This window comes from Streptomyces sp. NPDC055025 (assembly GCF_053608565.1).
Genome location: NZ_JBSGVS010000006.1, coordinates 122554 through 147562, shown reverse-complemented (window position 1 = coordinate 147562; position 25009 = coordinate 122554). Strand labels below are relative to the sequence as shown.

22 protein-coding genes are annotated in these 25009 nt (G+C 72.4%); 5 read left to right on the top strand and 17 right to left on the bottom strand.

The genetic code is table 11. The features are described from left to right. The first annotated feature begins 159 nt into the window (after positions 1-159). Positions 160-837, top strand: a complete 678-nt coding sequence (locus ACWGDX_RS06270; RefSeq protein ID WP_453622749.1) for a TetR/AcrR family transcriptional regulator — start codon at positions 160-162, stop codon at positions 835-837. Positions 838-856: 19 nt separating this feature from the next. Here ACWGDX_RS06270 and ACWGDX_RS06265 read toward each other — a convergent pair whose 3' ends face one another. The 5 genes from ACWGDX_RS06265 to ACWGDX_RS06245 all read right to left on the bottom strand — a co-directional run bounded on the left by ACWGDX_RS06265 (position 857) and on the right by ACWGDX_RS06245 (position 7555). After that, complete coding sequence (locus ACWGDX_RS06265) at positions 857-1801, bottom strand: ADP-ribosylglycohydrolase family protein (protein WP_453622819.1); 945 nt, start codon at positions 1799-1801, stop codon at positions 857-859. 218 nt (positions 1802-2019) lie between these two features. Then, a complete protein-coding gene (locus ACWGDX_RS06260; RefSeq protein ID WP_453622747.1) occupies positions 2020-2709 on the bottom strand; it encodes a response regulator in 690 nt (229 codons plus the stop codon). Next, the gene (locus ACWGDX_RS06255; RefSeq protein WP_453622746.1) at positions 2706-4028 is read right to left on the bottom strand and encodes a sensor histidine kinase; all 1323 of its coding nucleotides are present in this window, start codon (positions 4026-4028) and stop codon (positions 2706-2708) included. The genes ACWGDX_RS06260 and ACWGDX_RS06255 overlap by 4 nt, the downstream gene beginning before the upstream one ends. Positions 4029-4212: 184 nt before the next feature. Next, on the bottom strand, positions 4213-6444 hold the full coding sequence (locus ACWGDX_RS06250) for an MMPL family transporter (protein WP_453622817.1): 2232 nt from the start codon (positions 6442-6444) through the stop codon (positions 4213-4215). A gap of 241 nt (positions 6445-6685) precedes the next feature. Next, complete coding sequence (locus ACWGDX_RS06245) at positions 6686-7555, bottom strand: SDR family NAD(P)-dependent oxidoreductase (protein WP_453622744.1); 870 nt, start codon at positions 7553-7555, stop codon at positions 6686-6688. A 56-nt stretch (positions 7556-7611) separates the two neighbouring features. On the opposite strand from ACWGDX_RS06245, the gene ACWGDX_RS06240 reads away from it, so the two are divergent. Continuing rightward, a complete protein-coding gene (locus tag ACWGDX_RS06240) occupies positions 7612-8061 on the top strand; it encodes a MarR family winged helix-turn-helix transcriptional regulator (RefSeq protein WP_453622742.1) in 450 nt (149 codons plus the stop codon). A gap of 151 nt (positions 8062-8212) precedes the next feature. On the opposite strand, the gene ACWGDX_RS06235 is transcribed toward ACWGDX_RS06240, so the two are convergent. The 9 genes from ACWGDX_RS06235 to ACWGDX_RS06195 form a co-directional block, all read right to left on the bottom strand. Next, on the bottom strand, positions 8213-9409 hold the full coding sequence (locus tag ACWGDX_RS06235) for an MFS transporter (RefSeq protein ID WP_453622740.1): 1197 nt from the start codon (positions 9407-9409) through the stop codon (positions 8213-8215). A 156-nt stretch (positions 9410-9565) separates the two neighbouring features. Then, the gene (locus ACWGDX_RS06230) at positions 9566-11194 is read right to left on the bottom strand and encodes an amino acid permease (protein WP_453622738.1); all 1629 of its coding nucleotides are present in this window, start codon (positions 11192-11194) and stop codon (positions 9566-9568) included. Positions 11195-11364: 170 nt separating this feature from the next. Then, the gene (locus ACWGDX_RS06225) at positions 11365-12012 is read right to left on the bottom strand and encodes a fasciclin domain-containing protein (RefSeq protein ID WP_453622815.1); all 648 of its coding nucleotides are present in this window, start codon (positions 12010-12012) and stop codon (positions 11365-11367) included. 115 nt (positions 12013-12127) lie between these two features. Continuing rightward, entirely contained in the window at positions 12128-13714 is a 1587-nt protein-coding gene (locus tag ACWGDX_RS06220) for a molybdopterin-dependent oxidoreductase (protein WP_453622813.1), read from the bottom strand. A gap of 123 nt (positions 13715-13837) precedes the next feature. Continuing rightward, complete coding sequence (locus tag ACWGDX_RS06215; protein WP_453622736.1) at positions 13838-15211, bottom strand: cryptochrome/photolyase family protein; 1374 nt, start codon at positions 15209-15211, stop codon at positions 13838-13840. Between the two features lie 122 nt (positions 15212-15333). Beyond that, positions 15334-16107, bottom strand: coding sequence for an anti-sigma factor (locus tag ACWGDX_RS06210; RefSeq protein WP_453622734.1), 774 nt, complete (start codon positions 16105-16107; stop codon positions 15334-15336). Beyond that, a complete protein-coding gene (locus ACWGDX_RS06205; protein ID WP_453622732.1) occupies positions 16104-16688 on the bottom strand; it encodes a sigma-70 family RNA polymerase sigma factor in 585 nt (194 codons plus the stop codon). Before ACWGDX_RS06205 ends, ACWGDX_RS06210 begins: the two co-directional genes overlap by 4 nt. 232 nt (positions 16689-16920) lie before the next feature. Further along, positions 16921-17760, bottom strand: coding sequence for a siderophore-interacting protein (locus ACWGDX_RS06200; RefSeq protein WP_453622730.1), 840 nt, complete (start codon positions 17758-17760; stop codon positions 16921-16923). A gap of 79 nt (positions 17761-17839) precedes the next feature. Beyond that, positions 17840-18745: a 5'-3' exonuclease gene (locus ACWGDX_RS06195; RefSeq protein ID WP_453622812.1), complete on the bottom strand. Its 906-nt coding sequence runs from the start codon at positions 18743-18745 to the stop codon at positions 17840-17842. Positions 18746-19125: 380 nt separating this feature from the next. Here ACWGDX_RS06195 and ACWGDX_RS06190 point away from each other — a divergent pair, with 380 nt between their 5' ends. Both ACWGDX_RS06190 and ACWGDX_RS06185 read left to right on the top strand, forming a co-directional pair. Next, entirely contained in the window at positions 19126-19674 is a 549-nt protein-coding gene (locus tag ACWGDX_RS06190; RefSeq protein ID WP_453622728.1) for a helix-turn-helix domain-containing protein, read from the top strand. A 13-nt stretch (positions 19675-19687) separates the two neighbouring features. After that, complete coding sequence (locus ACWGDX_RS06185) at positions 19688-20407, top strand: helical backbone metal receptor (RefSeq protein ID WP_453622726.1); 720 nt, start codon at positions 19688-19690, stop codon at positions 20405-20407. Here ACWGDX_RS06185 and ACWGDX_RS06180 read toward each other — a convergent pair. Further along, positions 20346-21554 (bottom strand): TDT family transporter, encoded by a 1209-nt coding sequence (locus ACWGDX_RS06180; RefSeq protein ID WP_453622724.1) that lies wholly within the window; start codon positions 21552-21554, stop codon positions 20346-20348. The genes ACWGDX_RS06185 and ACWGDX_RS06180 overlap by 62 nt on opposite strands. 70 nt (positions 21555-21624) lie before the next feature. Between ACWGDX_RS06180 and ACWGDX_RS06175 the strand changes: the two genes are divergently transcribed. Continuing rightward, complete coding sequence (locus ACWGDX_RS06175) at positions 21625-22596, top strand: LysR family transcriptional regulator (protein ID WP_453622722.1); 972 nt, start codon at positions 21625-21627, stop codon at positions 22594-22596. Positions 22597-22712: 116 nt separating this feature from the next. On the opposite strand, the gene ACWGDX_RS06170 is transcribed toward ACWGDX_RS06175, so the two are convergent. Both ACWGDX_RS06170 and eat read right to left on the bottom strand, forming a co-directional pair. Continuing rightward, positions 22713-23405, bottom strand: coding sequence for a gamma-glutamyl-gamma-aminobutyrate hydrolase family protein (locus tag ACWGDX_RS06170; RefSeq protein ID WP_453622720.1), 693 nt, complete (start codon positions 23403-23405; stop codon positions 22713-22715). A 112-nt stretch (positions 23406-23517) separates the two neighbouring features. Further along, positions 23518-24993: an ethanolamine permease gene (gene eat / locus ACWGDX_RS06165; protein ID WP_453622718.1), complete on the bottom strand. Its 1476-nt coding sequence runs from the start codon at positions 24991-24993 to the stop codon at positions 23518-23520. Positions 24994-25009 lie beyond the last annotated feature (16 nt).

The window sequence follows — 25009 nt, the reverse complement described above, 5'->3', positions numbered from 1 at the left end:
TGCCGCCCCTGCCGTCGTGTCGTGTCGTTTCTGTCGACCGACAGAAATTAAGCGCGTGGCGAGTCCGCGCAATTGCCCGGCCATTGCACGGGAGTTACCGGATACTCACTCCGTCTGCGGCAAGATCGGGGCGGCCGGGCGTGTGCGACGATCGGTCGCATGGCCACGACGGGACGACGGGTGGGACGGCCGCGCGCGGAGCGCCGGCCGGACAGCGGGCTGTCCGCGCGGGACGAACTGCTGCGGGCGGCGGCCGAGTTGTTCACCACGCTCGGATACGCGGCCACCACCACACGGGTCGTCGCCGAGCGGGCGGGGATGCGCCAGGCCACGATGTACCACTACTTCGGCGGCAAGGAGGATCTCCTCGCCGAGCTGCTCGAATCGACCGTGACACCGTCGCTGATCCTGGCGCGGGAACTGCTCGCCGACGAGGAGCGGCCGGCCGGGACCAGGCTGTGGGAACTGTGCCGCTCGGACGTCGAGCTGCTCTGCGGGGGACCGCACAATCTGGGCGGGCTGTATCTGCTGCCCGAGGTGAGGGCGGAGCGCTTCGCGGGCTTCCACCATGTACGGGCGGAGCTGAAGGACGCGTACGGGAGACTGCTCGCCGAGACCGGGCCGGGCGCCGAACTGGACGAGGCCGGACTGGCCCTCCGCACGGACCTGGTCTTCGGGCTGATCGAGGGTGTGATCCTGGTCCACCGGTCGGATCCGGAGCGCCCGGTGGCGGCGTTCGCGGAGGCGACGGCGGACGCGGCGCTGCGGATAGCGGGGTTGGCCGGCACGACGGGGACGCCGGAGACGGCGGAGACGCCGGGCGCGGGACGGGACTGACCCGGTCCGGGGGCGGTGATCAGCCGTCGGACGGGGCAGGGCCGGCGTCCGCGGTGGCCAGGGAGCGCGCCAGCGCGGTCAGTTCGGCCGTACGCAGCACCCGGTCGCCGTACCCCGGCAGCGGTACACACAGCGGCTCCGTCCACCGCTCCGGGATCGCCGCGATGCCATGGACCGCGCCCGCGAGCGCGCCGGTGACGGCCGCCACCGTGTCCGTGTCCCCGCCCAGGTCGATCGCCGCGCCGATCGACGCCTCGTACGAGTCCGTCGTACGCAGCGCCCAGAGCGCCGAGCCGAGACACGGCCACACCGCGCCGTTGAACTCCGTGGCCAGATCAGGGTGCCAGTCGGGCGCGAGTACGGCGGCCCAGCGCGCGCGGTGATCCTCATGGACCCGGCCGAGGGCGTCCGGTACGGCCGTCAGCGGGTCGCCGCCGTCGAGGGCCACCCGTACCAGCTCATGGAGGACGGCCGTGCCCTCCCAGGCGGCGCGGTCGCCGTGGGTGAGCGCGGCGATCCGGCGGGCGGCGGCCATGGTGGCCCGCGGCCCGGCCGGCGCGAAATACACGGCGGATGTCGCGGCCCGCATCAACGAGCCGTTGCCCGCCGCCCGTCCGCTCTGCTGGAAGTGCAGCGGCGCCGCCAGATCCCAGGGGTCACCGCTCATCAGCACGGCCTCGGTCTGGAGCCCGATGTCCTTGGGATCGGCGGCCGCCCAGCGGCGGAACCGCTCGAAGACGTCCGGAAGATCGAGACCGCCGCGCTCCAGCAGGGATTCACCGAGGAGGACCGCCATCTGGGTGTCGTCGGTCGCCTCGCCGGGATCCCAGCCGCCGCCTCCGCACATCTCGCCCGCGCCGTCGGGGAACCGTGTGGTGAAGACACCCGCGGGTCCGAACTCGAAGGGCGCGCCCAGCGCGTCGCCGACGGCCGAACCGACGATCGCTCCGACCGCGCGCGCCATGCGGGCCGTGTCGGCGGCGCGGGCCGTGTGGGCCGTGTGGGTCTCTGGCGGCGTACTCGTCCGGGGTCCGTCCGTTCGGGGGCCGCCCGTCCAGGGTCCGCTCATCCGCTCAGCGTAGCGCCCCGCCCGGTCCGACCCGCAGGGTCTCGTCGAGGCGCGCACGGGGGAGTGGCGGGCCTGTCCCGCGGCGCGTGCCGGGCCGCTTCGCCGCCGTCGTTTCAGGTGGTGCGGGCGAGGCCGACGTCGTAGGCGAAGATGACGGCCTGGACGCGGTCGCGGGCGTTGATCTTCGCGAGGACACGGCTGACGTGGGACTTGACGGTGGATTCGGCCAGTTGGAGATGTGCGGCGATCTCGGAGTTGGTCCTGCCCGTGGCGACGGCGGAGAGGACCTCGCGTTCGCGGTGGGTGAGGCCGGCCAGCCGGCGTCGCTGTTCGCGCGTGAGACCGAGGGGATCGGTGTGCCGCGGTGGGTCCAGGTCGGCGTGTCGCGCGGTGAACGCGTCGATGAGTCTGCGGGTCAGGCCGGGGGAGATGATGGAGTCCCCGGCGGCCACCGCCCGGATGCCGACGACGAGTTCTTCGGGGCGCGCGTCCTTGAGGAAGAAGCCGGCCGCTCCGGCGCGCAGCGCTTCGTAGGCGTATTCGTCGAGGTCGAAGGTGGTCAGGACCAGGACGCGGGAGCGGCCTCCCGAGCCGGCGATGCGGCGGGTGGCCTCGATGCCGTTCATACCGGGCATGCGGACGTCCATGAGGACGACATCGGGGCGGAGTTCGGCGGTCATACGGACGGCGTCATGGCCTTGGGCGGCTTCGCCGACGACGGTCATGTCCGGCTGGGCTTCGAGGAGCATGCGAAAGCCCAGGCGTTGCAGTGCCTGGTCGTCGACGATGAGGACGGTGGTCATTCGGGGCGGTTCTCCGTGGCGGGGGCGGGGGTGCCGCAGGACGGGGTGAGGACGGTGTGGACGCTCCAGCCGCCGCTCCTGGTGGGGCCCGCGGTGAGGCGCCCCTGGTAGAGGGCGGCGCGTTCGCGCATCCCGAGCAGGCCCTGTCCGCCGCCTCCGGCCTGGGGTTGCGGGGATGAGGGGCGTGCGGGGCCGGAGTCCTCGACGGTGACCCGTACGGTGTCGGCGCCGGCGGTCAGACCGATGGTGACGGTGGTGTCCGGCGCGGCATGCTTGAGGGTGTTGGTCAGTGCTTCCTGGACGATGCGGTAGACGGTGAGCTGCAGTCCTGGAGTCAGCTCGGCCAGGTTTCCCTCGGTGCGCAGTGTGGCGGTGGGACCCGCGGCCCTGACACGGTCCAGCAGACCGTCGAGGTCGGCGAGCCCCGGCTGCGGGGCGAGCGGGGTGGCGTCGTCCTGTGGCGTGTGCTGGTTGTCCATGACGCTGAGCAGACGTCGCAGTTCGGCGAGCGCGTCGCGACCGCTGTCGGCGATGAGGCTCAATGTGCCGGCCGACCGCTCGGGCTGGGTCCTGGCCAGGGCGGCGGCGCCGTCGGCGAGGCCGACGATGACGGCGAGAGTGTGGCCGAGGATGTCGTGCATCTCGCGGGAGACGCGGGCGCGTTCCTGGGCGGCGGCCAGACGTGTCTGCTGGTCGCGTTCGGTTTCCAGAGCGACGATGTATGCCTTTGCCAGGCGGCCGGTGAGGGCGAGTCCGGCGCACGCGGTGACGGCCAGCATCGCCAGCAGGGTCACCATCTCCGGCCGTTTGGCGTGCTGGAGATGGCCGCTGCCCCAGAAGACCGAGACCCAGGCGCTGAGTTGGGCCGCGGTGATCGTGCAGGCAATGGTCAGCTGGCGGGGGGTGCCGTAACGGCCGACGTTGTACAGCGCGACGATCCTCGCGGCGTCGGCACCGCTGAGGATGCTCAGCGGCAGTGCCGCTATCGAGGCGGCGGTGGTGACGGCGAACACGAGTCCGGGCCCGCGTTCGCGCCACAGCAGGGGAAGCGTCAACGTGAGGACGAGCGCGGCCTCGGCCGGGAGGTGGTCGCGGTTGGCGGGGTTCAGGAGGGAAGGCAGACCGAGGGCGGCGCAGAAGGCCGGTACGGCCCACCGGCGGAGCTGGGGATGAGCCTGGTCGGTCATCCGCCAGGAGGCCAGCCCGCTGATGATCGAGACGGTGACCCGCTGCTCCGGATCGCTGGTCAGGGCTTGCGGAAGCCGGGAGGCACGAGGGGCGGCGTTCCGCGGTGAGGCGGCTGTTCCCTGAGCGGTCATCGTGGTGCCCTTCGACGTACGGGCCGCGGGACCGCCCGCCGGCCTCGGGGGCGGGCCGGCGGGCGCGGTGGTGGGCCGTGCGTGGACGGCGCGGGCGAGGTCGGGCGGGGCCTTTCGGCTGGATCAGGCTGAGCCAGCTGGATCAGGCTGAGCCCAGCAGGATCCGAACGAGAGGCCCCAGGTCCTACCGGGCCGGTGCGGATGCCGTCGGCTCATGACTGCCGAGGGCGGCGTGTACGGCCTCGCCGCGGGCCGCCAGGGCGTGGCGCAGTCTCTCCCCCTCGACGTCGACGTTGGGCAGGACGCGGTCGAGCCAGGCGGGCAGTGCCCAGGCGCGGTGGCCGAGCAGGGCCATCACGGCGGGGACGATGGTCATGCGGACCACGAACGCGTCGAAGAGGACAGCGGAAGCCAGGCCCATCCCGATCGACTTGACCAGGGCGACATCGTCGAGGAGGAAGCCGGCGAAGACGGAGATCATGATGACGGCGGCGGCGGTGACCACACGGGCGCCGTGCCGGAACCCGCTGACGATCGCCTCGTCGGGGGTGGCGCCGTGGACGTACTCCTCCCGCATGCGGGAGACGAGGAAGACCTCGTAGTCCATGGCGAGACCGAAGACGACACCGATCAGCAGGATCGGCAGGAGGCTGACGACGGGGGCGGTCTCGTCAACACCGAAGAGGTCCTTCAGCCAGCCCCACTGGAAGACGGCGACCAGGACGCCCAGGGTGGCGGTCACGCTGAGCAGGAACCCGAGAGCGGCCTTGAGCGGAACCAGGACCGACCGGAAGACCAGCAGCAGGAGAACCAGGGCCAGACCGACGACAATGCCCAGATAAGGCACCATCGCGTCGCCGAGCTTGTCGGACACGTCGATGTTGACGGCGGTCGTACCGGTCACCATCAGCCGCGCCCCGCTGTCCTCCGCCAGCGCGCCGCTGCGATCGCGGATGTCCGCGACCAGGTCGACCGTGGCCTGGCTGGTGGGGGAACTGCCCGGTATCGCCGTGATCAGCGCGACGTCACCGGCCTGGTTGAAGACGGGAGGGCGGACGGCGGCGACATCGTCGAGCCGGCCCAGCAGGCCGGCCGTGTCCCGGGCCGCTCTTTTGGGGTCCTCGCTGGTGCGCGCGTCGACGACGACCGTCAGCGGGCCGCTGAAACCCGGTCCGAATCCCTCGCTGAGCGTGTCGTAGGCCACGCGCTGGGTGCTGCGGGGAGAAGCCATGCTGTCGTCGGGCAGCGTCAGCCGCAGCGACAGGGCGGGGACCGACAGGATGCCCAGGCCGACCACCGAGGCGAGGAGCGTCTTCCAGGGGTGGCGGGTGACGAACCGGCCCCAGCGCACCCCCGTCGTGGTACGCCGCCCGTGTTCCGCGGCACGCATCCGGCGGGTGATGAACCGGCCGCCCGCCAGGCGGGTGCCGGCGAAACCCAAGGTGGCCGGCAGCAGGGTCAGCGCGACCAGGACGGCGACGGTGACGGCGAAGGCCGCGGCCAGGCCCATGGTGGTCAGCATCTGGATACCGATGACGCTCAGACCCGCCAGCGCGATGATCACCGTCAGACCGGCGAAGACCACCGCCGAGCCGGCGGTCCCCAGGGCACGCCCGGCGGCTTCCTCCGGCTCGTGTCCGTCCCGCAGTTCACCGCGGTAGCGGGAGACGATGAACAGGGCGTAGTCGATGGCCACGGCCAGACCCAGCATCAGTGCCAGGGTCCGGGCGTTGGAGGCCATGTCGACGAAGGAGGACGCGATGGTGACGGCGCCCAGAGCGGCTCCGACGCCGAAGACCGCGGACAGCAGGGGCAGCCCCGCCGCGACCACCGACCCGAACGTGATCACCAGCGCGAACGCGGCGACGAGCAGGCCGATCAGCTCCGCCGCGCGGCTGCCTCCCTCGTCGAGTACGGCGTTGCCGCCCAGGCTGACCGCCAGTCCGGCCTCCTTGCCCCGCTCCGCGATGTCGCGCAGGGCGTCGGACGCGTCCGGGGTGATGTCCGCCTGCGGTACGGCGTAGGTGACCTGGGCGTAGGCGATCGTGCCCGACGCGCTGACCAGGCCGCTGGTGAAGGGGTCGGAGACACTCGCCACCTGCGGTGCCTTCGCCAGACCGGCGACCAGGGACTCGACCTCGGGCCTGTGGGCCGCGGAGGTGAGCTTCCGTCCGTCGGGCGCCTCGAAGACGACACGTGCGGTGGCGCCGGAGGCGGACGCCTGGGGGAACTCCTTCTCCAGCAGGTCGATGGCCCGCTGGGACTGGGTGCCGGGGAGGGTGAAGTTGTCCGTTGTGGTGCCGGAGACGCTGCCCGCGCCCACGGTGACGGCCGCGAGCAGCGCGATCCATATCAGCACCACGAAACGGCGCCGCCGGAAGGCGATCCGGCCCAGCCGGTAGAGGAAGGTGGCCACGAAAAAGTACTCCCACCAGGAGAAGAAGGTCTTGCGATACGGGCCGGAAGAGGCCCTGGGATCCAACGTAGAAAGCGGGTGCGGCCGTCGGGAGCTACCGGGGGACGCACTTCGGCGCGGGACCGGTACCGCGGTGCCGCCGGCCATGGGTACGGCGGTGCCGTGGTTCTCGTCCCCTGGGCCGACGAGCCCGGATCTGGTCCTCGTCCCCTGGGCCGATGAGCCCGAATCAGGGATATGTCTACGGAGCGCCGAGGCCCGCGAGCAGTTCCAGCGTCCGCGCCCGCAGCTCCCGCTGGACGTCCTCGTCGCGGCCGGGTTCGGGGCACCGCAACGGCGTGGCGTCGCGTACGGAGAAGTAGCCCCCACTGGTGTGCGCGAGGGCCGGATCGGTCGCCAGGCGCACGATGATTCCGGCGCCTTTACGGGGGTCGCCGATCCTCAGGGCGTTCAGCACGCGCAGCAGTGCTCCGGACCCGGGCAGGTCCCGTCCGAGACCGGTGGCGTTGAAGCCGGGATCGCAGCAGTTGACCGTCACCTTCGTGGCGTCCAGGCGCCGGGCGAGTTCCTGGGTCCACATGACGGTCATCAGTTTCGTCCGGCCGTAGAGGGCCATCGACTCCCGGCGTGTGTAGGGGTCGGTACGGCGCAGGTCCGGGCCCGGTGAGATGGTTCCGGCCTGCTGGGCGGCCTGGGAGGCGACGTTGACGATACGGGCCGGGCCGGATGCCAGGAGCGTGTTCGTCAGTGTTTCGGTCAGTGTGAACGGGCCGAGGTAGTTGACCGCGGTCATCTCCGCGAGGCCTTCGGCGGTGGTGCGCTGGGAGAACGCGTGCAGGCCCGCGTTGTTGACCAGCACGTCCAGCCGGGGATATCGCGCGGCGATCTCCTCGCCTGCCCGGCGGGCCTGGGAGACGAGTCCCAGGTCCGCGTGGAAGATGTCGGCCTGGACGTCGGCGGAGACCGCCCGCAGTTCGGTGAGGAGTGCTTCGGCCTTGGGCCGGGAGCGTGCCACCGCGCCGACGCGGTAGCCGCGGCGTGCGAGTTCCAGGGCGGTGATCCGGCCCAGCCCGGAGGTGGCGCCGGTGATCACGGCGACGGGACGGTCCATCACCACTCCATTCGTGAGGTACCTCATCATCTCTGTGTGGGACGATACCCGACACCATGAGTGAGCGCGAAGTGATGCCCGGCACGGACGACCCCGAGCAGGTGGGACTGCGTTTCCTGTCCGTCGCCTACCGGGTACGGGAGAAAGTCGACCGGCACATGTCCACCGCGGGTCTCTCCCTGTCCCGCACCAAGGTCCTGCAACTGCTCGCCCGGCGCGGCGCGCTGCATCAGGCCGAGCTCGCCGAGGCCCTCGGCCAGGCGCCGCGCTCCGTCACCCAGACCGTGGAAGCCCTTGAACGGGCCGGCCTGGTCACCCGGGTCAACGACAGCGGGGACCGCCGCCGTAAGACCGTTGCGCTGACCGCCGCCGGACACACCGCGCTGTCAGCGGCGGAACAGGCCGGCCGGCAGATACTGCAGCAGCTCTTCGGCTCTCTCGACACACACCAGCGGGCCCACCTCACCACACTGCTCACCCTCGTCGAAACGGCAAGCGACGTGTGAGGCCCGGCGCTCGGGCCCCTCACCGGCGGTCCGTGTGGTCACCGGCGGTCCGTGCGGTCATTGGCGGTCTGTGCGGCCACGGGAGAGGCGACCGGGGGCGCCGCCGGGGGAGCGCCGCTTCTGTCGGTCCTCCGTCTCTGCCGGTCCTCCGTCAGCTCTTCGGCAGGGGTCGGCGCTGGATGTGGAGTCCGATACCTGCCGACAGCACCACCAGGCACGCCGTGAACACCATCCCCGCGTTCTTCAGCCCCAGCCAGAGGGTCAGCGCCCCCACGCCCACCACCGGCACGGAGATTCCCAGATAGGCCACGACGAAGTAGGCCGAGATGGTGCCTCCCCGGTGTTCCGGCGGCGCCGCCGCGCTGATCGCGGTCATACCGGCGCGGAAGGCGAGGCCCTGGCCGAGTCCGCCGCAGAGCGCGCCCAGTACGAGCAGGGGCAGTGACTCCGCCGCCAGGGAGGCGCCCACCAGCAGCAGACCGGCCACCAGGAAGAGACAGCCGCCCGGCAGCCCCCGGCCGACGCCGATTTTCCCGAGCAGTGCCTGTCCGGCCGTGGACGCCAGGAACACCGAGAAGACGACCGCCCCCGACACGGCCAGATTGCGCTCGCCGAGTGTCTGGGCGAGAAAGGCTGGTGCCACCGCCAGGAACACTCCCAGCAGCGCGAAGCCGACGAAGGCGGCGAGCGCCGACGGTACGAACACTCCGCGCACCTCGGGCGGCACCGTCAGCCCCTGCGGTCTGAGCCGTGGCCATCGCACGGGGTGCGGGACGGTCTCCCGCAGGAACCAGGTCAGTACGCACGCCACGGCCACCAGCGCGAGATTCACCAGGAAGGACAGCCGCAGCGGCCACGGCGCGTACTGGGCGAGCAGCCCGGACAGCAGGGGGCCGCAGCCCAGACCGCCCATGCCGGCCGCGGTGGCGACGAAGGCAGCCCGTGCCTCGCGCCCCGGCGCGGCCAGTTCCAGCACGGTGGCGGTGGCGGTGCCGCTGAGCAGCCCGGCGGCCAGGCCCGACAGCAGCCGGCCGGTGAACAGCAGCGGCAGCCCGCCCTCGAGGAGGAAGCAGAGGGCACTGGCGGCGGAGAGCCCGAGGGCGGTCAGCAGCACCGGCCGGCGCCCCGCCTCGTCGGAGTAGTCGCCCGCCACCAGCAGCGCGAAGACCACCCCGATGGCGTAGACGGCGAACACCACCGTGACCAGCAGCTCGGAGAAACCGAGCTGCTCCCGGTAGAGCCCGTACAGCGGAGTGGGCAGGGTCGTACCCGCCATACCGATGGCGAACACCGCCGCCGCGGCCGGACCACCGAGCCGCCGCCCGGCCTCGTTCGTGCGAACGATCACGCAAGCCACCGTACAAGCCGGCGGTCACCGTACAAGTCGACGGACGGGGCGCCGCGCCCGTGGCCCCGTTCGCCGGGGCGCGGGTCATGGCGGTCCCGTGCCGGGGGATGTTCCGCGATGTGGTTTCCGGCTCAGGCGCCGGTGGGCGGACGGCGGCTATCGCGTCGATTCCGGGAGGGCCGGGGCCGGGACGGTGGCTGTGTGCCCCCGATGCGCCCGCCATGCCCGCCACAGGGCCCCGGCCCCGATGGTGGCGAGGAGAAAGAGGACCGTGAACCACTGGAAGTACCAGTGCCCGCCCGCCGGGTCGTACACCGCCGCCCGGGGCCAGGCCAGATTGACCGTCATGGCCGCGCCGTACAGACAGGCCAGCACATTGACCGGCAGACCCCAGCGGCCCAGCGAGAACAGCGGCCGGCCCGTCTCGTCGAGCCCGGTCCCCGTACCGGTGGTGCTTCCGCCGGTGTAGGTGCCACGGAGCCTGCGGACCAGCATGGGGCCCGTGACCATCAGATACGCGAGATAGAGCATGGCGATACAGGTCGTGCCGATCGCCAGAAAGGCTTCCGGGGACGCCAGATTGAGCAGACAGAGCGCCGCTGCCGCCGCCCCCACGACAAGGGCGGGGCCGGTCGGCATACCCGTACGCGGGGAGACCTTCGCCAGTCGGCGGGCGGCGGGCAGGACACCGTCCCTGGCCATGGAGAAGAGCATGCGCGAGCCGGAGGTCTGGATGGCGAGCGTGGCCACGGCGACGGCCAGCGCCACATCGGCCAGCAGCAGCCGGCCCACACCGTCGCCGAGGGTGCTGGTCAGCACGTACGGGAGTCCCTCCGTCGCCAGCCGGCCGTCGGTGAGGTCCGGCGCGGCCAGCACCCCGCCCAGCACGAGCAGTCCGCCGAGGACGCCGGCGGACGCCAGGGCGAGCAGGATCGTGCGCGGCGCGGTACGGCGTGGAGCGCGGGTCTCCTCGCTCAGCTCGCCCGCGCTGTCGAAGCCGATCAGGACGTACGCGGCGGCGAAGGAGCCCACCAGCAGCGCGGTGATCGCTCCGCCCTGGCCCCCGGTGTGGAGGGTGACACCCGGGCCGCGCTCGGTGTGGGTGAGGAGCAGCACGATGATCAGTGCGGCTCCGATGATCTCGGCGGTGACCCCGACGCGGTTGACGACGGACATCACCCGGTTGTCGAGGAGATTCACGACCGTGGTGAGGACGAGCAGGACGACGGCGAGCAGCGCGGCGTTGGCCGCGCCGCTCGCGGAGGTGGGCGCCGGATCGTCGCCGACGAGCTGGAATCCGCTCCAGACGGCGGGCAGCACGACCTGGAGCGCGAGGGCCGCCGCGGCCACCACGACCATCTGGCCGATCACCATGATCCATCCGGTGAACCAGCCGAAGGCCGGTGTGCTCAGCCGGGTGGACCACTGGTAGATCGCGCCGGACAGCGGGTAGCGGGCGGCGAGTTCGGCGAAACAGGCGGCGACCAGCAGCTGCCCGAGGAGCACGGCGGGCCAGGTCCAGAAGAAGGCCGCGCCGCCGAACGAGAAGCCGAAGGCGAAGAACTGGAACACGGTGGTGAGGACGGAGATGAAGGAGAACCCGGCGGCGAACGAGGCGTACCGCCCCAGGGTCCGGTGCAGCTCCTGCCGGTAGCCGAAACCGGCGAGTTCGGCCGTGTCGCCCCGGCCCGCGGCAGCGGCCGTGTCCGTGTCCGTGCCCGTTCCCGCGCCGGTGGCGGCCGGGTCGTTCCGTACGTCCGTGGATGCGGTACCGGTACCGGTCATGGCGGCCCCTGTCTGCTCACTGGATTCCTGTCGAGTGACAGAAATGTCGAGTGACAGAAATTAGGGAGAGGCTGTTTCACCGCCATGACGCGGCAGTGTCCGTGCGGCGCCCAAGTGCTCACTCCCGTGGCCGCCATGGGACCAGGGTTCCCCGGTCTCCGGGATCCTGGCTACATCGCGGGCATCAGCACGCTGTCGACGATGTGGACCGTGGCGTTCGCGGTCCGCACATTGCCGCAGACCACCCGGGCGGTGTCGTTGACCGTGTACGACTCGCCCGAGCCCTTGGTGGTCAGCGTGGACTTCTCCAGGGTCGGATAGGTGCCGTCCGAGAGCTGAGCGGGCGTCAGCTTCCGGCCCACCACGTGGTAGGTGAGGATCTTGGTCAGCGTGGCCTTGTCGGCGAGGACCTTGTCCAGCTCCTCCTTCGGGATCTTGGCGAAGGCGTCGTCGGTCGGCGCGAAGACCGTGATGTCCCGGGCGTTGTTGAGCGTGTCGACCAGACCGGCCTTCTTCACCGCCGTCACCAGGGTGGAGAGGGCGGGGTTGTTGGACGCGGCCGTCGCGACGGGGTCGTCCGACATCCCGTCGAAGCTGCCCGCGCCGTTCTCGGGCACCGACGCGCAGGCCGTACCGAAGGGCCGGCCGTCCGAGCCGGCCCCGTCGTCCGCCGTGCCCTTCGACTCCTCCCGCGCGACCGAGGAGGCGGAGTCCTTGGTGTCCCTGCCCCCGTCGTCGGAGGAACAGGCGCTCAGGGCCAGCGGCAGTACGACGGCGGTGGTGACGGCGAGGACGACCCCGCGGAGACGAGTGGTGATCACGAGATGACTCCTTGAGAAGTGGCGCACGGCATCTCCGTGCGCGGGGGAGAAGACCGGTGACGGTCTGTCAGAGAGGCGGCGAAGGGCGCCGGGGAAGCCGGCGGCCACGGGATCAGGTCACGGCGACCACCACCGAGTGCCATCCGGTCGCGCCGTCCGGCACGGTCCCGGCGCGCCGGTCCGTCTGCGTACGGCCGTCCTGGTCGGTGGCCCGGACCTCGAGCGTGTGGCTGCCGCTGGTGGCGGGCCACTCCCACACCCACTGGCGCCAGGTGTCCTTGCTGTCCTCCGCCGCCAGCCGGGCGGTGTGCCACTTCCCGCCGTCGACCCGTACCTCCACCCGGGCGATGCCCCGGTGCTGGGCCCAGGCCACTCCGGCGACCGGGACCGTCCCGGCCCTCGGGCTCGCGAACGGCCGGGGGGTGTCGATACGCGACTGGGTCTTGACGGCGGCCGTGGGGGACCAGGACCGCTTCACCCAGTACGCGTCGTAGTCGGCGAACGTGGTCAGTTCCAGGTCCTGGAGCCATTTGCAGGCCGAGACATAGCCGTACAGCCCCGGTACCAGCATCCGGACCGGGAAGCCGTGGTCGAAGGGGAGCGGCTCGCCGTTCATCCCCACCGCGAGCAGCGCGTCCCGGCCGTCCATGACCGTCTCGACCGGTGAGCCGATCGTCATACCGTCCACCGAGCGGGCCACGAGCTGGTCGGCGGGCCCGCCCTCGGACGGTGCCCTGACCCCGGCCTCGCGCAGCAGAGCGGCCAGCCGTACCCCGATCCAGCGGGCGTTGCCCACATAGCGTCCGCCGACCTCGTTGGAGACACAGGTCAGGGTGATGTCCCGCTCGATCAGCTCGCGGCGCAGCAGATCGTCGAAGCCGACCGTCAGCGGCCGGGTGACCCCCCTGCCATGGATCCGCAGCCGCCAGCGCGTGGCGTCGATCCGGGGGACCACCAGTGCGGTGTCCACCCGGTAGAAGTCCTTGGCGGGCGTGGTGAAAGGACTCAGTCCGGGGATCCGCGGTCCCGCGCCCGCCGGCACCGGACGCGCCGGTGAGGACGGCGCGGGCAGCACGATGTTCTCGCGTGAGGCGGCGGCGCCGGCCGCTTCCGAGGCACTGAGCCGGCGTCCGAGCACACCGGCTCCGGCCGACGCCGCCACCGCGCCCGACGCGGCTATGACAAAGCCGCGCCGGTCGAGGAGCCCGTCCGCCCCGCCCTCCGCGCGGGACGGACGGAGTGTGAGCCTGCCGGCCAGCAGATACAGCACTCCGCAGGCCGTCAGGGCGCCCACGGCGGACGGCAGGGCGTCGGGCGGACCACCGTCCGGCCGCCCGACCGCCGCCACCGCTCCGACGGCGCCGAAGACCAGAACCACCGCGGAACCCGTCCGCCGGTATCTCAGCGAGAAGACTCCGACGGCCATGGCGAAGACCGCCAGGACCGCCAGGATGCCGAGCTGGAGCACCAGCTTGTCGCTGGTCCCGAAGTTCCGTACGGCGAAGTCCTTCAGCCAGGGCGGAGTGCGGTCGATGAACGCCCCGCCCACCGCCGTGACCGGACCCGCCTCGGGGCGTACGGCCACCGCGGCCAACTCCGCCACGGCCAGGGCCGTGAGTCCGGTGATCAGCCCGCTCAGCGCACCCAGGGCGGCGCGCGGCCGGCGTGCCGCCGGGCGGACGGTGTCACCCTCCGGCACGAGGACTCTCTGATCGCTGCTCACACCGGCTATTCGGCGCGGGAACCGAGGCGGATTGCTCGTACACCCGAAGGAGTGAAGACCGTGCTCTCGGCGGTCCGGGATCTCGGTCGCTGGGCGCCCTCAGCCGGGCCCGGAGCCGAGATCCCGGGCCCGTGCGAAACGGTCCCGGCCCTCCGACAGGTCCACCACCGGGTCCGGATAGTCCAGCCGGGCACGGTCGGCGCCGGTGACCTTCCAGGGCTCATGGACGGACGGTCCCGCGAGCCCGGCGAGCTCCGGGACCCAGCGCCGTACATACGCGCCGCGCGGATCGAACCGTCTGGCCTGGGCGAGCGGATTGAGCACGCGGTTGGGCCGGGTGTCCGTGCCGGTGCCCGCCACCCACTGCCAGTTGAGCTGGTTGTCGGCGATGTCGCCGTCCACCAGCAGCTCCAGGAAGTGACGGGCGCCGACGCGCCAGTCCACGTACAGCGTCTTGGTGAGAAAGCTCGCCGCCAGGAGCCGGCCCCGGTTGTGCATCCAGCCCTCGTGCAGAAGCTGGCGCATGGCGGCGTCCACGATCGGACAGCCGGTGCGCCCCTCCCGCCAGGCCGCGATCTCCTTGTCGTCCGTACGCCAGCGGTCCCCGCGCGTGCGGTAGTCCGACCACGACGACTCCGGGCGGGCCGCGAGCACCTGGTGGTGGAAGTCCCGCCAGGCGAGCTGCCGTACGAAGGCCTCCGCGCCCGGTCCGGACAGCCGTTCGGCCCGCTGGACCAGTTCCACCGGGGAGAGACAGCCGAAGTGAAGGTACGGGGAGAGGCGGGAGGTGGCATCGCCCGCCAGGTCGTCGTGCCGGTTCCCGTAGTCCCCGATCCCGTCGGCGAGCCAGGACGCCAGCCGCTCGCGCGCCCTGTCCTCGCCGCCCCGCGCGAGGCCGGGCGAGACCCCTTCGACCGCGTCGCGCTCCGGCAGCGGCTCCCCGCCGATCCGCGGCACTCTCACCGAACGGGGAGCGGCCGTCGTCGCGCGCCGCCCCGTCTCCTCCCAGCGGCGGAAGTACGGCGTGAAGACCGCGAAGTGGTCCTTGCCCGCCGGGGTGATCCGGCCCGGCGGCACGGCGGTGACCACCGCGTCGTACGCGACGAGCGCGCATCCCGCCCGCTCCAGCTCCGTACGCAGCCGGTCCTCGCGGCGTACGGCGTACCGGCTCACCCCGGCGGCGACATGGACCTCCCGTGCGCCGGTCTCGCGCACCACCCGGCAGACCTCTTCCACGACCTCACCCGAACGGACGACCAGGCGGCCACCGCGCTTACGCAGCGAAGCGTCCAGCGAGACCAGGCAATCGGCCAGGAAGGCACGGCGGTTGGGGGCGCCGAACCCCGCCGCCGCGATCCCCGTGTCCTGGACGAAGAGGGGCACCACCTCGTCGGCGCCGTCCACGGCGGCGCGCAGCACCGGCTGGTCGTGGACCCGCAGATCGGAGGTGAAGAGCACCACCGCGACGCTCATGTCCGTCTCCTCACATGTCCGTTCCGTCGTCCGTCCGTACTTTCGTCTGCCCGTCCCCCTGCCGGCCCGCACTTTCGTCCGCTCGTCTCCTCGTCCGTCCGTTCCCTCGTCCGTCCGTCTCCTCACGCGGCCGGGAAGTTCATCACCGCCACGGGCTCGGAGGTGGGCCGTGGTGAGCCGCCGGCCGGTTCCACCGTGATGCCCATGCCTGAGGCCGGGCCCACGCGGCCGGCCATCAGCACGGTGTCCGAACCGGCGGTGGGGTCCATGAGGCCGGCGGGGCGCATCGTCCCGTCGTCGTCGTACCAGAGCTGGTAGACCTTGCCGGACGGCGGTTTCGGCATACCGGACGCGATGAACGCCGCCCTGTCCCGGCCGCGTGAGACCACCACCGTGCCGGTCGCGCCGTCCGCCAGCTTGCCGGTGGCGACCTGGGCGTCCGGTGCGGCGAGCACCGTCGCCAGCTCATCGGCGCGCTGGCGTGTCTCCTGTGCCCGCCGGAGCGCGTCCTGTGCCTCCTGGTGCTGCCACACCGCGATACCGCCGAACGCGACGGCCGCGGCCAGACAGGCCGCCGGCGCGAACCGGGACAGCGCGCGTCCGTGCCCGCGTCCGTGCCCGCGCCCCGCGTCATCGCCCGAACGGGGGAGCGGGATGACCCTCGGCGGTTCCTGCCGTTCGGTGGCGATACGCCGGAGCACCCGCTCTTTGAGGGCGGGCGGCGGGGTCACGGACACGGCCTGTCCCAGCCGGGCGGCGGTGGCGGTCAGTTCTCCCACCTCCTGGGTGCAGTCCGCGCACACCGCGAGATGGCGTTCGAACTCGGCGCGCTCGCCGGGCTCCAGGGCGTGCAGCGCGTACGCGCCGGTCAGCGTGTGCGGATCGGTTGTGGTCACGGCCGTACCCCCAGACAGTCGCGCAGCCGGATGAGCCCGTCACGCAGGCGTGTCTTGACCGTGCCCAGGGGGACCGAGAGCAGGTCGGCCACCTCCCGGTAGGCCAGGCCCTGGTAGTACGCGAGGGTCACGGACTGGTGCTGGAGCTCGGTCAGGGTCCGCAGACAGCGGCGTACCTGCTCGCGTTCGAGACCGGCCTCCACCTCCTCGGTCACCTCGTCGAAGGCCGGGACGCGTTCCAGCAGCGCCGCCCTGTGCTCCCGGTCGCTGGACGCCTGGGCCGAGCGCACCCGGTCCACCGCGCGCCGGTGGGCGAGGGTGAGCACCCAGGTCATGACGCTGCCGCGGGCACGCTCGTAGCGGGCGGCGGAGCGCCAGACCTCCAGCAGTACTTCCTGGGCCACCTCCTCCGACTGGGCCGGATCGCGCAGCACGGAGCGGACCAGGCCCAGGACGGGGCCGCAGACCCGGTCGTACACGCGCGCGAAGGCGTCCTGGTCGCCCTTGGCCACGCGGCCGAGCAGTTCCGGCAGGTCGGGCCCCACCGGAGCGGGTCCGCCGATGTACACGGCTTCTTTCACGCGGCTTTCCTCCAAGACGTCCTGGACTACCTCAGCACGTATTCGGAGCCGCTGCCGCGTCGGACTGGTGCCGGTTCCCGCGGAGAGGACGGAGAGGGCGGCAGAGCGGATGGAGACAGCCGCCGTCGCCACGATGACCCCGGCCACGACGGGTCCACGCCGCCGGCCTCGCGGCGGCCGTCCTGCCGCGCGGCCATGACCGGTACGGGAGATACCGGACACCGGACGGGGCTCAGCGCGTCTCCTGCTCCTGCTCCACCTGCTCGTTCCACTGGCGCTTGACGGCGCGCCAGGCCTCGTCGGTCGCGCCGAGCCGCCAGTACCCCGAGGCCGACAGCCGCTCGCGCGGGACGTTCCGCTCCAGCCGCAGATGACGGCGGAGGTCCTTCACAAAGCCGGCCTCGCCGTGCACAAAGGCGTGGACATCACCCGCGGGGAACTCCAGCTCGCGTACGGCGGCGACCAGGGCCTCGCCGACCGGGCGGTCGCCCCGGTGCAGCCAGGTGATCCCCGTGCCGTCCGGTGCCGTGATCTTCTGCTCCTCCTCGGGGCCCGCGATCTCGACGAAGGCATGCACGGGTGTGCCCGCCGGAATTCGCTCCAGCGAGGCGGCGATCGCGGGCAGGGCGCTCTCGTCCCCGGCCAGCAGATGCCAGTCCGCCGCCGGGTCCGGCGCGTACGAGCCGCCGGGCCCGAGGAACCGTACGGTCTCTCCCGGCCGCACCCGCGCCGCCCACGGTCCGGCCAGACCCTCGTCGCCGTGCACCACGAAGTCGACGGTCAGCTCACCGGCGTCCTGATCCCAGGCGCGCACGGTGTACGTACGGGTCGTGGGCCACTGGTCGCGCGGGAACTCCGCGCGGATCCGATCCATGTCGAACGGTTCGGGATAGGTCACCCCGTCCGCGGCGAACAGCACCTTGATGTAGTGGTCGGTGAACTCACCGGCCTCCACTCCGGCCGCCCCCTCACCGCCCAGAACGACACGCACCATGTGCGGAGTGAGCCACTCGGTACGCACGACCTGTGCCTCACGCGCCTTCGGTGCCCTGCGGGCCGGCTGTTCTGCCACGGTGGTCTCCCCAGACTCTGGTGATGCTTAGGGTTACCTAAGCTAACACCTCGCCCGTGCGGGAGCCCGGCCGTGGACCTCAGCTCTTGAGCGTGACCAGAAGTCGCTGGAGGGCGCCGCCGAGCCCCCACCGGACCCCGAGCGCCTCGACCAGTGCCGGATCGCGCGGCTCCGAGGGCAGGGCGGGGTCGAACTCCGGCAGCGGAACGTCCCCCGCGACCCGGACCACCGTGGGCGCGACCGCCACATACTCCCGGGCCTCGTCGAGCCGCTTGCGCTGCGACGGGGTGAGCTTCGAGCGCGGATCGTCCACCGCCGCCATGATCCCGGCCAGATCACCGAAGGCGTCCAGCAGCTTGGCCGCGGTCTTCTCGCCGATCCCCGGCACCCCGGGCAGACCGTCGCTCGGGTCGCCGCGCAGCAACGCCAGATCGACATACCCGGGTCCGTCGACCCCGTACCTCTCGCGCAGCACCGCCTCGTCGGTGAGCTGGAGCGTGCCCACCCCCTTCAGGGGATAGAGCACCCGGACACCACGGGCGTCGTCGACGAGCTGATAGAGATCCCGGTCGCCGGTGACGATGTCCACCGGGCCCTTCGCCCGGCCGGCCAGTGTGCCGATCACATCGTCCGCCTCGTACCCCGCGACGCCGACCCGGGCGATTCCGAGCGCGTCGAGCACCGCCTCGATGACCGGGACCTGGGGCGCGAGCGTGTCCGGGGTCTCCTCCTCGTCGGGCCCCTCCGCCCGCTCCTCGGCGACCCGGTGGGCCTTGTACGACGGAATCAGGTCCACCCGCCACTGGGGCCGCCAGTCCGCGTCCATACAGGCCACCAGCTCGTCGGGGCGGTGGTCCTGGACCAGGCGTGCGATGAAGTCGAGCAGTCCGCGCACCGCGTTGACCGGGGTGCCGTCCGGGGCCCGCACGGAGTCGGGGACCCCGAAATAGGCCCGGAAGTAGAGGGAAGCGGTGTCGAGGAGCATCAGGCGTCGCGTCACAACCCCGATGATGCCCCAGCCCACTGACAGCCGCCGTCGGCCGCCGCCACCGGCCGCCGCCGTCAACCGCCGTCGGCCGCCGCGCGCCGGCCGCGCCGGCCGAGGCGAGGGAGCTGACGGGCGGGGCGGGGTTCTGGGCCCACCGCCCGCAGCCCGCAACCCACTGCCCGCCGCCGTGCTGTCGGGCAGATGCCGGGGGCCTTTGCTAATCACCCGCCGACGCGCATCATTGATCCCGGGGGGCCGCCCGCTTCCCTCGCCCGCGTGTTCGCATCGGCCGGGGTTCGGCGGCGGGTGAGGCAGGACAGCTCTTGCACTGGCGTCAACTCTGAGAAGATGACGATCCGGTCGGGAGGGAGCCAGTCATGGACGACAAGGAAGCGCTCAGGGTGGGCGCGGCCGTCCGCAGGCGGCGCAGGTCCCTGGGCCTGACCCTGGCGGCGGTGGCCGCCCGTAGCGGACTGTCGGTGCCCTTCCTCAGCCAGATCGAGAACGAGCGCGCCAGGCCGAGCACCCGGTCACTGGAACGGGTGGCGGACGCCCTGGAGACGACCCCCGCACGGCTGCACGCCGCCGCCGACTCCGCGCGCACGGTCGATGTCGTACGCGCCGCCGACGTCGGACCGGGCGTCCGCCGGGTGGTCCGGGGCGGCCACCAGCTCAACGCCAAGGAATTCACCGGCGAGCAGGACACCGGCCGGGAGTACCAGCACCGCAACGACGAGATCATGTACATCGCCGACGGCGCGGCCGAGGTCGAGGCCGAGGGCCGCGCCTACCGGCTGGAGCGCGGTGACACGCTGTATCTCTCCGGCGGGGTACGCCACCGCTGGCGGGCCACCGAGCCCGGCACCCGTATCCTCGTCGTCGCCGTCGCCGAGCACATCGACGCGACCGTCGACCCCAGGCGCTGAGCGGCCGGCCGCCGTGCCAGGACCGCGCGTCGTCTCGCTCGTACCGTCACTCACCGAAGCCGTCGCGGTCAGCGCCCCGGGCCTGCTGGTGGGCGCCACCGACTGGTGCGCCCGGCCCGTCGGTCTGGATGTCGTACGGATCGGCGGCACGAAGAACCCCGATGTGACCGCGATCGCCGCGCTCCGCCCGGATCTGGTCGTCGCCAACGAGGAGGAGAACCGCGCCCAGGATCTCGCGGCGCTCCGGGCGGCCGGGCTGACGGTGCTGGTCACCGAGGTCAGAACGCTCGGCCAGGCCTTCACCGAGCTGACACGCGTGCTGGTGACCGGATGCGGTGTGGCGGCGCCGCGCTGGCTGGCCGAGGCCCAGGACGCCTGGGAAGCGCTGCCGCCGCCCGCGCACGGACCGCGCGCCGCCGTCGTACCGGTCTGGCGCAGGCCCTGGATGGTCCTCGGCCGGGACACCTTCGCCGGGGATCTGCTCGCCCGGCTGGGGGTGGTCAATGTGTACGGGAGCCATCCCGAGCGCTATCCGCGTATCCCGCTCGACGAGCTGCGGGCCTCCGGCGCGGATCTGGTCGTCCTGCCCGACGAGCCGTACCGCTTCACCGCCGACGACGGTCCCGAGGCCTTCCCCGGGCTGCCCGCCGCCCTGGTCGACGGGCGGTTCCTCACGTGGTACGGGCCGTCACTGGCCCAGGCGCCGGCGGCGCTGCGAGCAGCGCTCCGCTGAGCAGTCCGCGCAGCGTGTGCCACCCGGCCACCGCCCAGGCCGCCACCAGCAACAGATAGAGGCCCGTCGACAGCCACTCCAGCGCCACCAGACCTGTGTGTCCCGCCAGCACCTCGGCGCCCGTCACACACGTGCCGACCGGGAAGGTGAAGGCCCACCAGGTCATCGTGAAGCGCATTCCGCGCCGGGCGGCCCGCACCACCAGGGCCGCCGCCAGCGCCAGCCACAGCAGCGCGAACCCCAGCACCGGTACGCCGTACACCACGGCGAAGGCGCCCAGCGCACGCGCGTACGGAGCGCCGACCGCCCCGGGCGCCACCTCGCCGAGCCGGCCGACCGCCGTGACGGACTGCCCCAGCGGACCGAGCACCAGGAAGAGCGCCGGGGTCAGCGCGAGCGGCGGCGGGCCGTGGAGCAGCAGCCGGCCGAAGAGCAGCGGGAGCAAGGTCAGTGTCGCGAGCAGACTGAGCCCGAACAGCGCGTAACAGCCCAGCAGCAGCGCCTCGCGCCCCTGGCCCACGGGCAGATACGGCACCAGCGAAGAGCCGACCGCGGCGGAGACCATGGGCGGCACCACCGGCAGCAGCCAGACCGGCGACACCTCGCCGGGGGCCGGCCGGCGGCGTACGACCAGCAGATACGGAATCGCCACCGCGAAGACGAGACCGAGGACCGTGCCCACGCCGAACAGCGCGGCGTCCATGACAACAGCCGCGCGCTCCCCGAGCACATCACGGCCCACGGCCAGGGTGGCGGCCCCGACGGCCAGGGGCGCCATCGCCACACAGCCGTAGAACGGCGCCACGGCCGGATCGCGAAGCTGGGCACGTGCCCGGTCGCGATGGCACAGCCAGTGTCCCGCGCGGGCGGTCAGCAGTACCGCGAGCGCCAGCACGGAGAGCGCCCAGACCGCCACACAGCCGGCCCGCAGTCCCGGGACATCCAGGGGGAGCCCGGCACCCGCGGTGGCGACGATCGCGGTCCCCATCACCGTCGCGTACCAGTTCGGGCCGAGATGGCGGAGCCATGGCAGCCGGGGCACGGAGAGCCGGGGTCGCACCCGGGGTACGGCGTGCACCCGGGGTACGGCGCGCGCACCGCCGGAGGCCGCGGGGTGCGCGCTGGTGGGGTGTGTGAGTGCGGCCATGGCTCCACCCTCGCGCCCGCCCACGGCCGCCACCAGGCCCCTTGTCGCTATGAGGTCATAAGCTGGACTTATGACCGATGCTCCGTCCGCCGCCGCCGACCGCGCCGCCGCTCACCTCGCCGCCCCCTCCGCCGCGCCTCTCGCCCACCGGGTGCCCGATCTCGGGGCCCTGGAACTGCTGCTCGCCGTCGCCCGGCTCGGCAGCCTCGGCCGGGCCGCCCGTGAGCTGGGCATCAGCCAGCCCGCCGCCAGCGGCCGGATCCGGGCGATGGAACGGCTGCTCGGAGTGGCTCTGGTGGACCGCTCACCGCGCGGCTCCCGGCTCACCGACGCCGGGGCCCTGGTCACCGACTGGGCCGGACGGGTGGTGGAGGCGGCCGAGGCGTTCGACGCGGGAGCGCAGGCGCTGCGCGACCGCAGGGACTCACGGCTGCGCGTGGCCGCCAGTATGACGATCGCCGAATATCTGCTGCCCGGCTGGCTGGTGGCGCTCCGCAGGGCCAGACCGGACACCGCGGTCTCCCTGCGCGCGGGCAATTCCGCGGCGGTCGCCGGGCTGCTGCTCGCCCATGAGGCCGATCTCGGCTTCGTGGAGGGCACGGCCGTGCCCGAGGGCCTCGACGCGGCGGTCATCGGCCATGACCGGCTGCTGGTGGTCGCCGCACCCGGTCATCCCTGGGCCCGCCGTCGTGGCCCGATCGATCCGGGGGAACTGGCCGGGACACCGCTGATCCTCCGGGAACCCGGCTCCGGCACCCGTCAGGTGCTGGACGCCGGACTCGCCCCGTACGGCGGAGTGTCCGAGCCGCTGCTCGAACTCGCCTCCACCACCGCGCTGAAGGCCGCCGCGGTGAGCGGCGCGGGACCGTGCGTACTGAGCGAACTCGCGGTCGGCGAGGAACTGGCCGCCCACCGGCTCGTCAGGGTGCCGGTGGAGGGCATACGGCTCCGCCGCGATCTGCGCGCGGTCTGGCCGGCCGGCACCCGGCCCGCGGGCCCGGCCCGCGATCTGCTCACCCTGACCCGCGGCGCCCTCGGCTGACCGGCCCGCCCTGGTGTACGACGACCCTGGAGCCCTGGAGCCCTGGAGCCCTGGAGCAGGGAGTCCGGCGGCCGGCGGCCCGGCGCTCGGTCCGTCCGCGGTCGGACGGCGGGCGATCAGGCGGTGCGCGACCCCGCCGCCCGTACCAGCGCGCCGACGACCCGGGTGTCGTCGGCCATCTCGGGGTGCCACTGCACGCCCAGCGCCCAGTGCGGCTCCGGCAGTTCGACGGCCTCGACCGTGCCGTCCGCCGCGAACGCCGAGACGGTGAGCCCCTCGCCGAGCCGGTCCACGGTCTGATGATGGTGTGTCGGTACGCCGAACTCCTCGGGCACCAGATCGCCGTAACGGGTGCCGGGCACCGGCTTCACCGGATGCTCGCCGAAGGTGCCCCTGACCGGTGAGGTGTGCCCCTCCACATGCTGGACGAGCGTCCCGCCCAGCGCCACATTGAGCAACTGCATGCCCCGGCAGATCCCCAGCAGCGGGGTGCCGGACGCCAGCGCGGCGTCGATCAGGGCCAGTTCCCAGGCGTCCCGCTCCCGGGCCGGCGGTCCGGTACGGGGGTGCGGCTCGGCTCCGTACCGTACGGGCTCCACATCGGGGCCGCCCGCGATCACCACCCCGTCCAGCCGGGCCACCACCGAGGCGGCGGCGGCCGGGGCGTCCGGCGGAAGCATCGCGGCGAGCCCGCCGGCCCGCTGGACGATCCGGGGATAACCGGCGGGCAGCAGCGCCGCCGGCAGCTCCCAGACGCCCCACGCGGTGGACTCCTCCAGATAGGTGCTGATACCGATGAGCGGCTTCATACGGCGCTGTTCTCCCTTCGGTTCCGCGGATCTTGGGTCTGTTCCAGTCTGGCCCCGGGGCCGGTTCTCCGTACTGTCCTCAGCCGTGGTGTCCTCAGCGGCCGCGGTGTCCTCAGCCGCGTTCGAGTTCCGCCTCGGCGGCGGCCAGGGCCGCGAACTCCTCCTCGGGAGCGGCCGCGACCAGCCGGTGCCGGCTGTAGAAGATGAAGTACGCGAGAGCGACGGCGTAGACCCCCAGCGCGATGAACGCGGCGTCCTTGTCCACCAGGAAGGTCGCCACCAGCGCCGACAGGGCCAGTACGAACGCGGCGCCGGAGGTGAGCATGCCGCCCGGTGTGCGGTACGGCCTGGCCAGTCCCGGTTCACGGCGGCGCAGCACGAGATGGGACAGGGCCATCAGCGCGTACGAGATGGTGGCGCCGAACACCGCCACATTCAGCATCCGCCCGCCGTCGCCGGTGCCCGCCGCCAGCGCGAAACCGATCGCGCCCGGGATCAGCAGTCCGAGATAGGGCGCCTTGCGGCTACTGGTCAGGGAGAGGAAGCGGGGCAGATAGCCCGCCCGGGAGAGGGCGAAGAGCTGCCGTGATCCGGCGTAGATGAGCGAGAAGAAGGAGGCGACGAGACCGGCGAGACCCGCGTAGTTGACGAACCGGCTCAGCGCGGTCGGATCACCGTCCCCCTGGAGCGCGACCACCAGCGGATTGCCCGCGTCCTGGACGGCGGCCGAGCCGCGCGCGCCCGTCGCCGCGAAGAAGGTGATCAGCGCGAGCAGGACCAGCACACCCATGGAGATCGACAGAGCCCTCGGCATCGAACGCACCGGGTCCTTGGCCTCCTCGGCGGCCAGCGGCACCCCCTCCACCCCCAGGAAGAACCACATACCGAAGGGGAAGGCCGCCCAGATGCCCAGCACGCCGTACGGCAGCCAGGATCCCGAACCGAACGCGTCCTGGTCGACCGGGATGTCGTCGAGACCGCTCGCGTCGAACTCCGTGAACGCCCCGGCCGCGAAGATGAGCAGGGCCGCCACCGCGATGGCCGTCACCACGAGACTGAAGCGCAGCGCCTCGCCGACGCCCCAGAGATGGATGCCTATGAAGATCGCGAAGCAGGCCAGATAGACCGGCCAGCCGGCCGTCAGCCCGAAGAGATCGAGCGACTCGACATAGTCGCCGATGAAGATCGAGATGGCGGCCGGCGCGAGGATGTACTCGATCAGGATGGCCGTACCGGTCAGAAAGCCGCCCCAGGTGCCGAGCGCGCGCCGGGCGAAGCCATAACCACCGCCCGCGGTGGGCAGGATGGCGGAGAGTTCGGCGAGGGAGAAGACCAGACAGGCGTACATGACACCCATCAGCAGCGTGGCGATGGCGAGACCGCCGAAGCCTCCCTCGGAGAGACCGATGTTCCAGCCCGAGAAATCACCGGAGACGACATAGGCGACACCGAGACCGGTGAGCAGCAGCCAGCCTGCGCTGCCCCGGCGCAGTGTGCGCCGTCGCAGATAGTCGGCGTCCCGCTGGGCCGGGCCGGCCGGGCCCGCCGTGTCGGCCGTGGCGATGGGCGAGTCGGTGCCGTCGGACATGAGCAGCTCCTACCTC

Coding starts and splice junctions, on each gene's coding strand:
- ACWGDX_RS06230 (WP_453622738.1), bottom strand. CDS start 11,194: ATGACCGGTACCGGTACCGCATCCACGGACGTACGGAACGACCCGGCC.
- ACWGDX_RS06265 (WP_453622819.1), bottom strand. CDS start 1,801: ATGGCGCGCGCGGTCGGAGCGATCGTCGGTTCGGCCGTCGGCGACGCG.
- ACWGDX_RS06245 (WP_453622744.1), bottom strand. CDS start 7,555: ATGGACCGTCCCGTCGCCGTGATCACCGGCGCCACCTCCGGGCTGGGC.
- ACWGDX_RS06215 (WP_453622736.1), bottom strand. CDS start 15,211: ATGAGCGTCGCGGTGGTGCTCTTCACCTCCGATCTGCGGGTCCACGAC.
- ACWGDX_RS06270 (WP_453622749.1), top strand. CDS start 160: ATGGCCACGACGGGACGACGGGTGGGACGGCCGCGCGCGGAGCGCCGG.
- ACWGDX_RS06240 (WP_453622742.1), top strand. CDS start 7,612: ATGAGTGAGCGCGAAGTGATGCCCGGCACGGACGACCCCGAGCAGGTG.
- ACWGDX_RS06195 (WP_453622812.1), bottom strand. CDS start 18,745: ATGCTCCTCGACACCGCTTCCCTCTACTTCCGGGCCTATTTCGGGGTC.
- eat (WP_453622718.1), bottom strand. CDS start 24,993: ATGTCCGACGGCACCGACTCGCCCATCGCCACGGCCGACACGGCGGGC.
- ACWGDX_RS06180 (WP_453622724.1), bottom strand. CDS start 21,554: ATGGCCGCACTCACACACCCCACCAGCGCGCACCCCGCGGCCTCCGGC.
- ACWGDX_RS06255 (WP_453622746.1), bottom strand. CDS start 4,028: ATGACCGCTCAGGGAACAGCCGCCTCACCGCGGAACGCCGCCCCTCGT.
- ACWGDX_RS06190 (WP_453622728.1), top strand. CDS start 19,126: ATGGACGACAAGGAAGCGCTCAGGGTGGGCGCGGCCGTCCGCAGGCGG.
- ACWGDX_RS06260 (WP_453622747.1), bottom strand. CDS start 2,709: ATGACCACCGTCCTCATCGTCGACGACCAGGCACTGCAACGCCTGGGC.
- ACWGDX_RS06175 (WP_453622722.1), top strand. CDS start 21,625: ATGACCGATGCTCCGTCCGCCGCCGCCGACCGCGCCGCCGCTCACCTC.
- ACWGDX_RS06170 (WP_453622720.1), bottom strand. CDS start 23,405: ATGAAGCCGCTCATCGGTATCAGCACCTATCTGGAGGAGTCCACCGCG.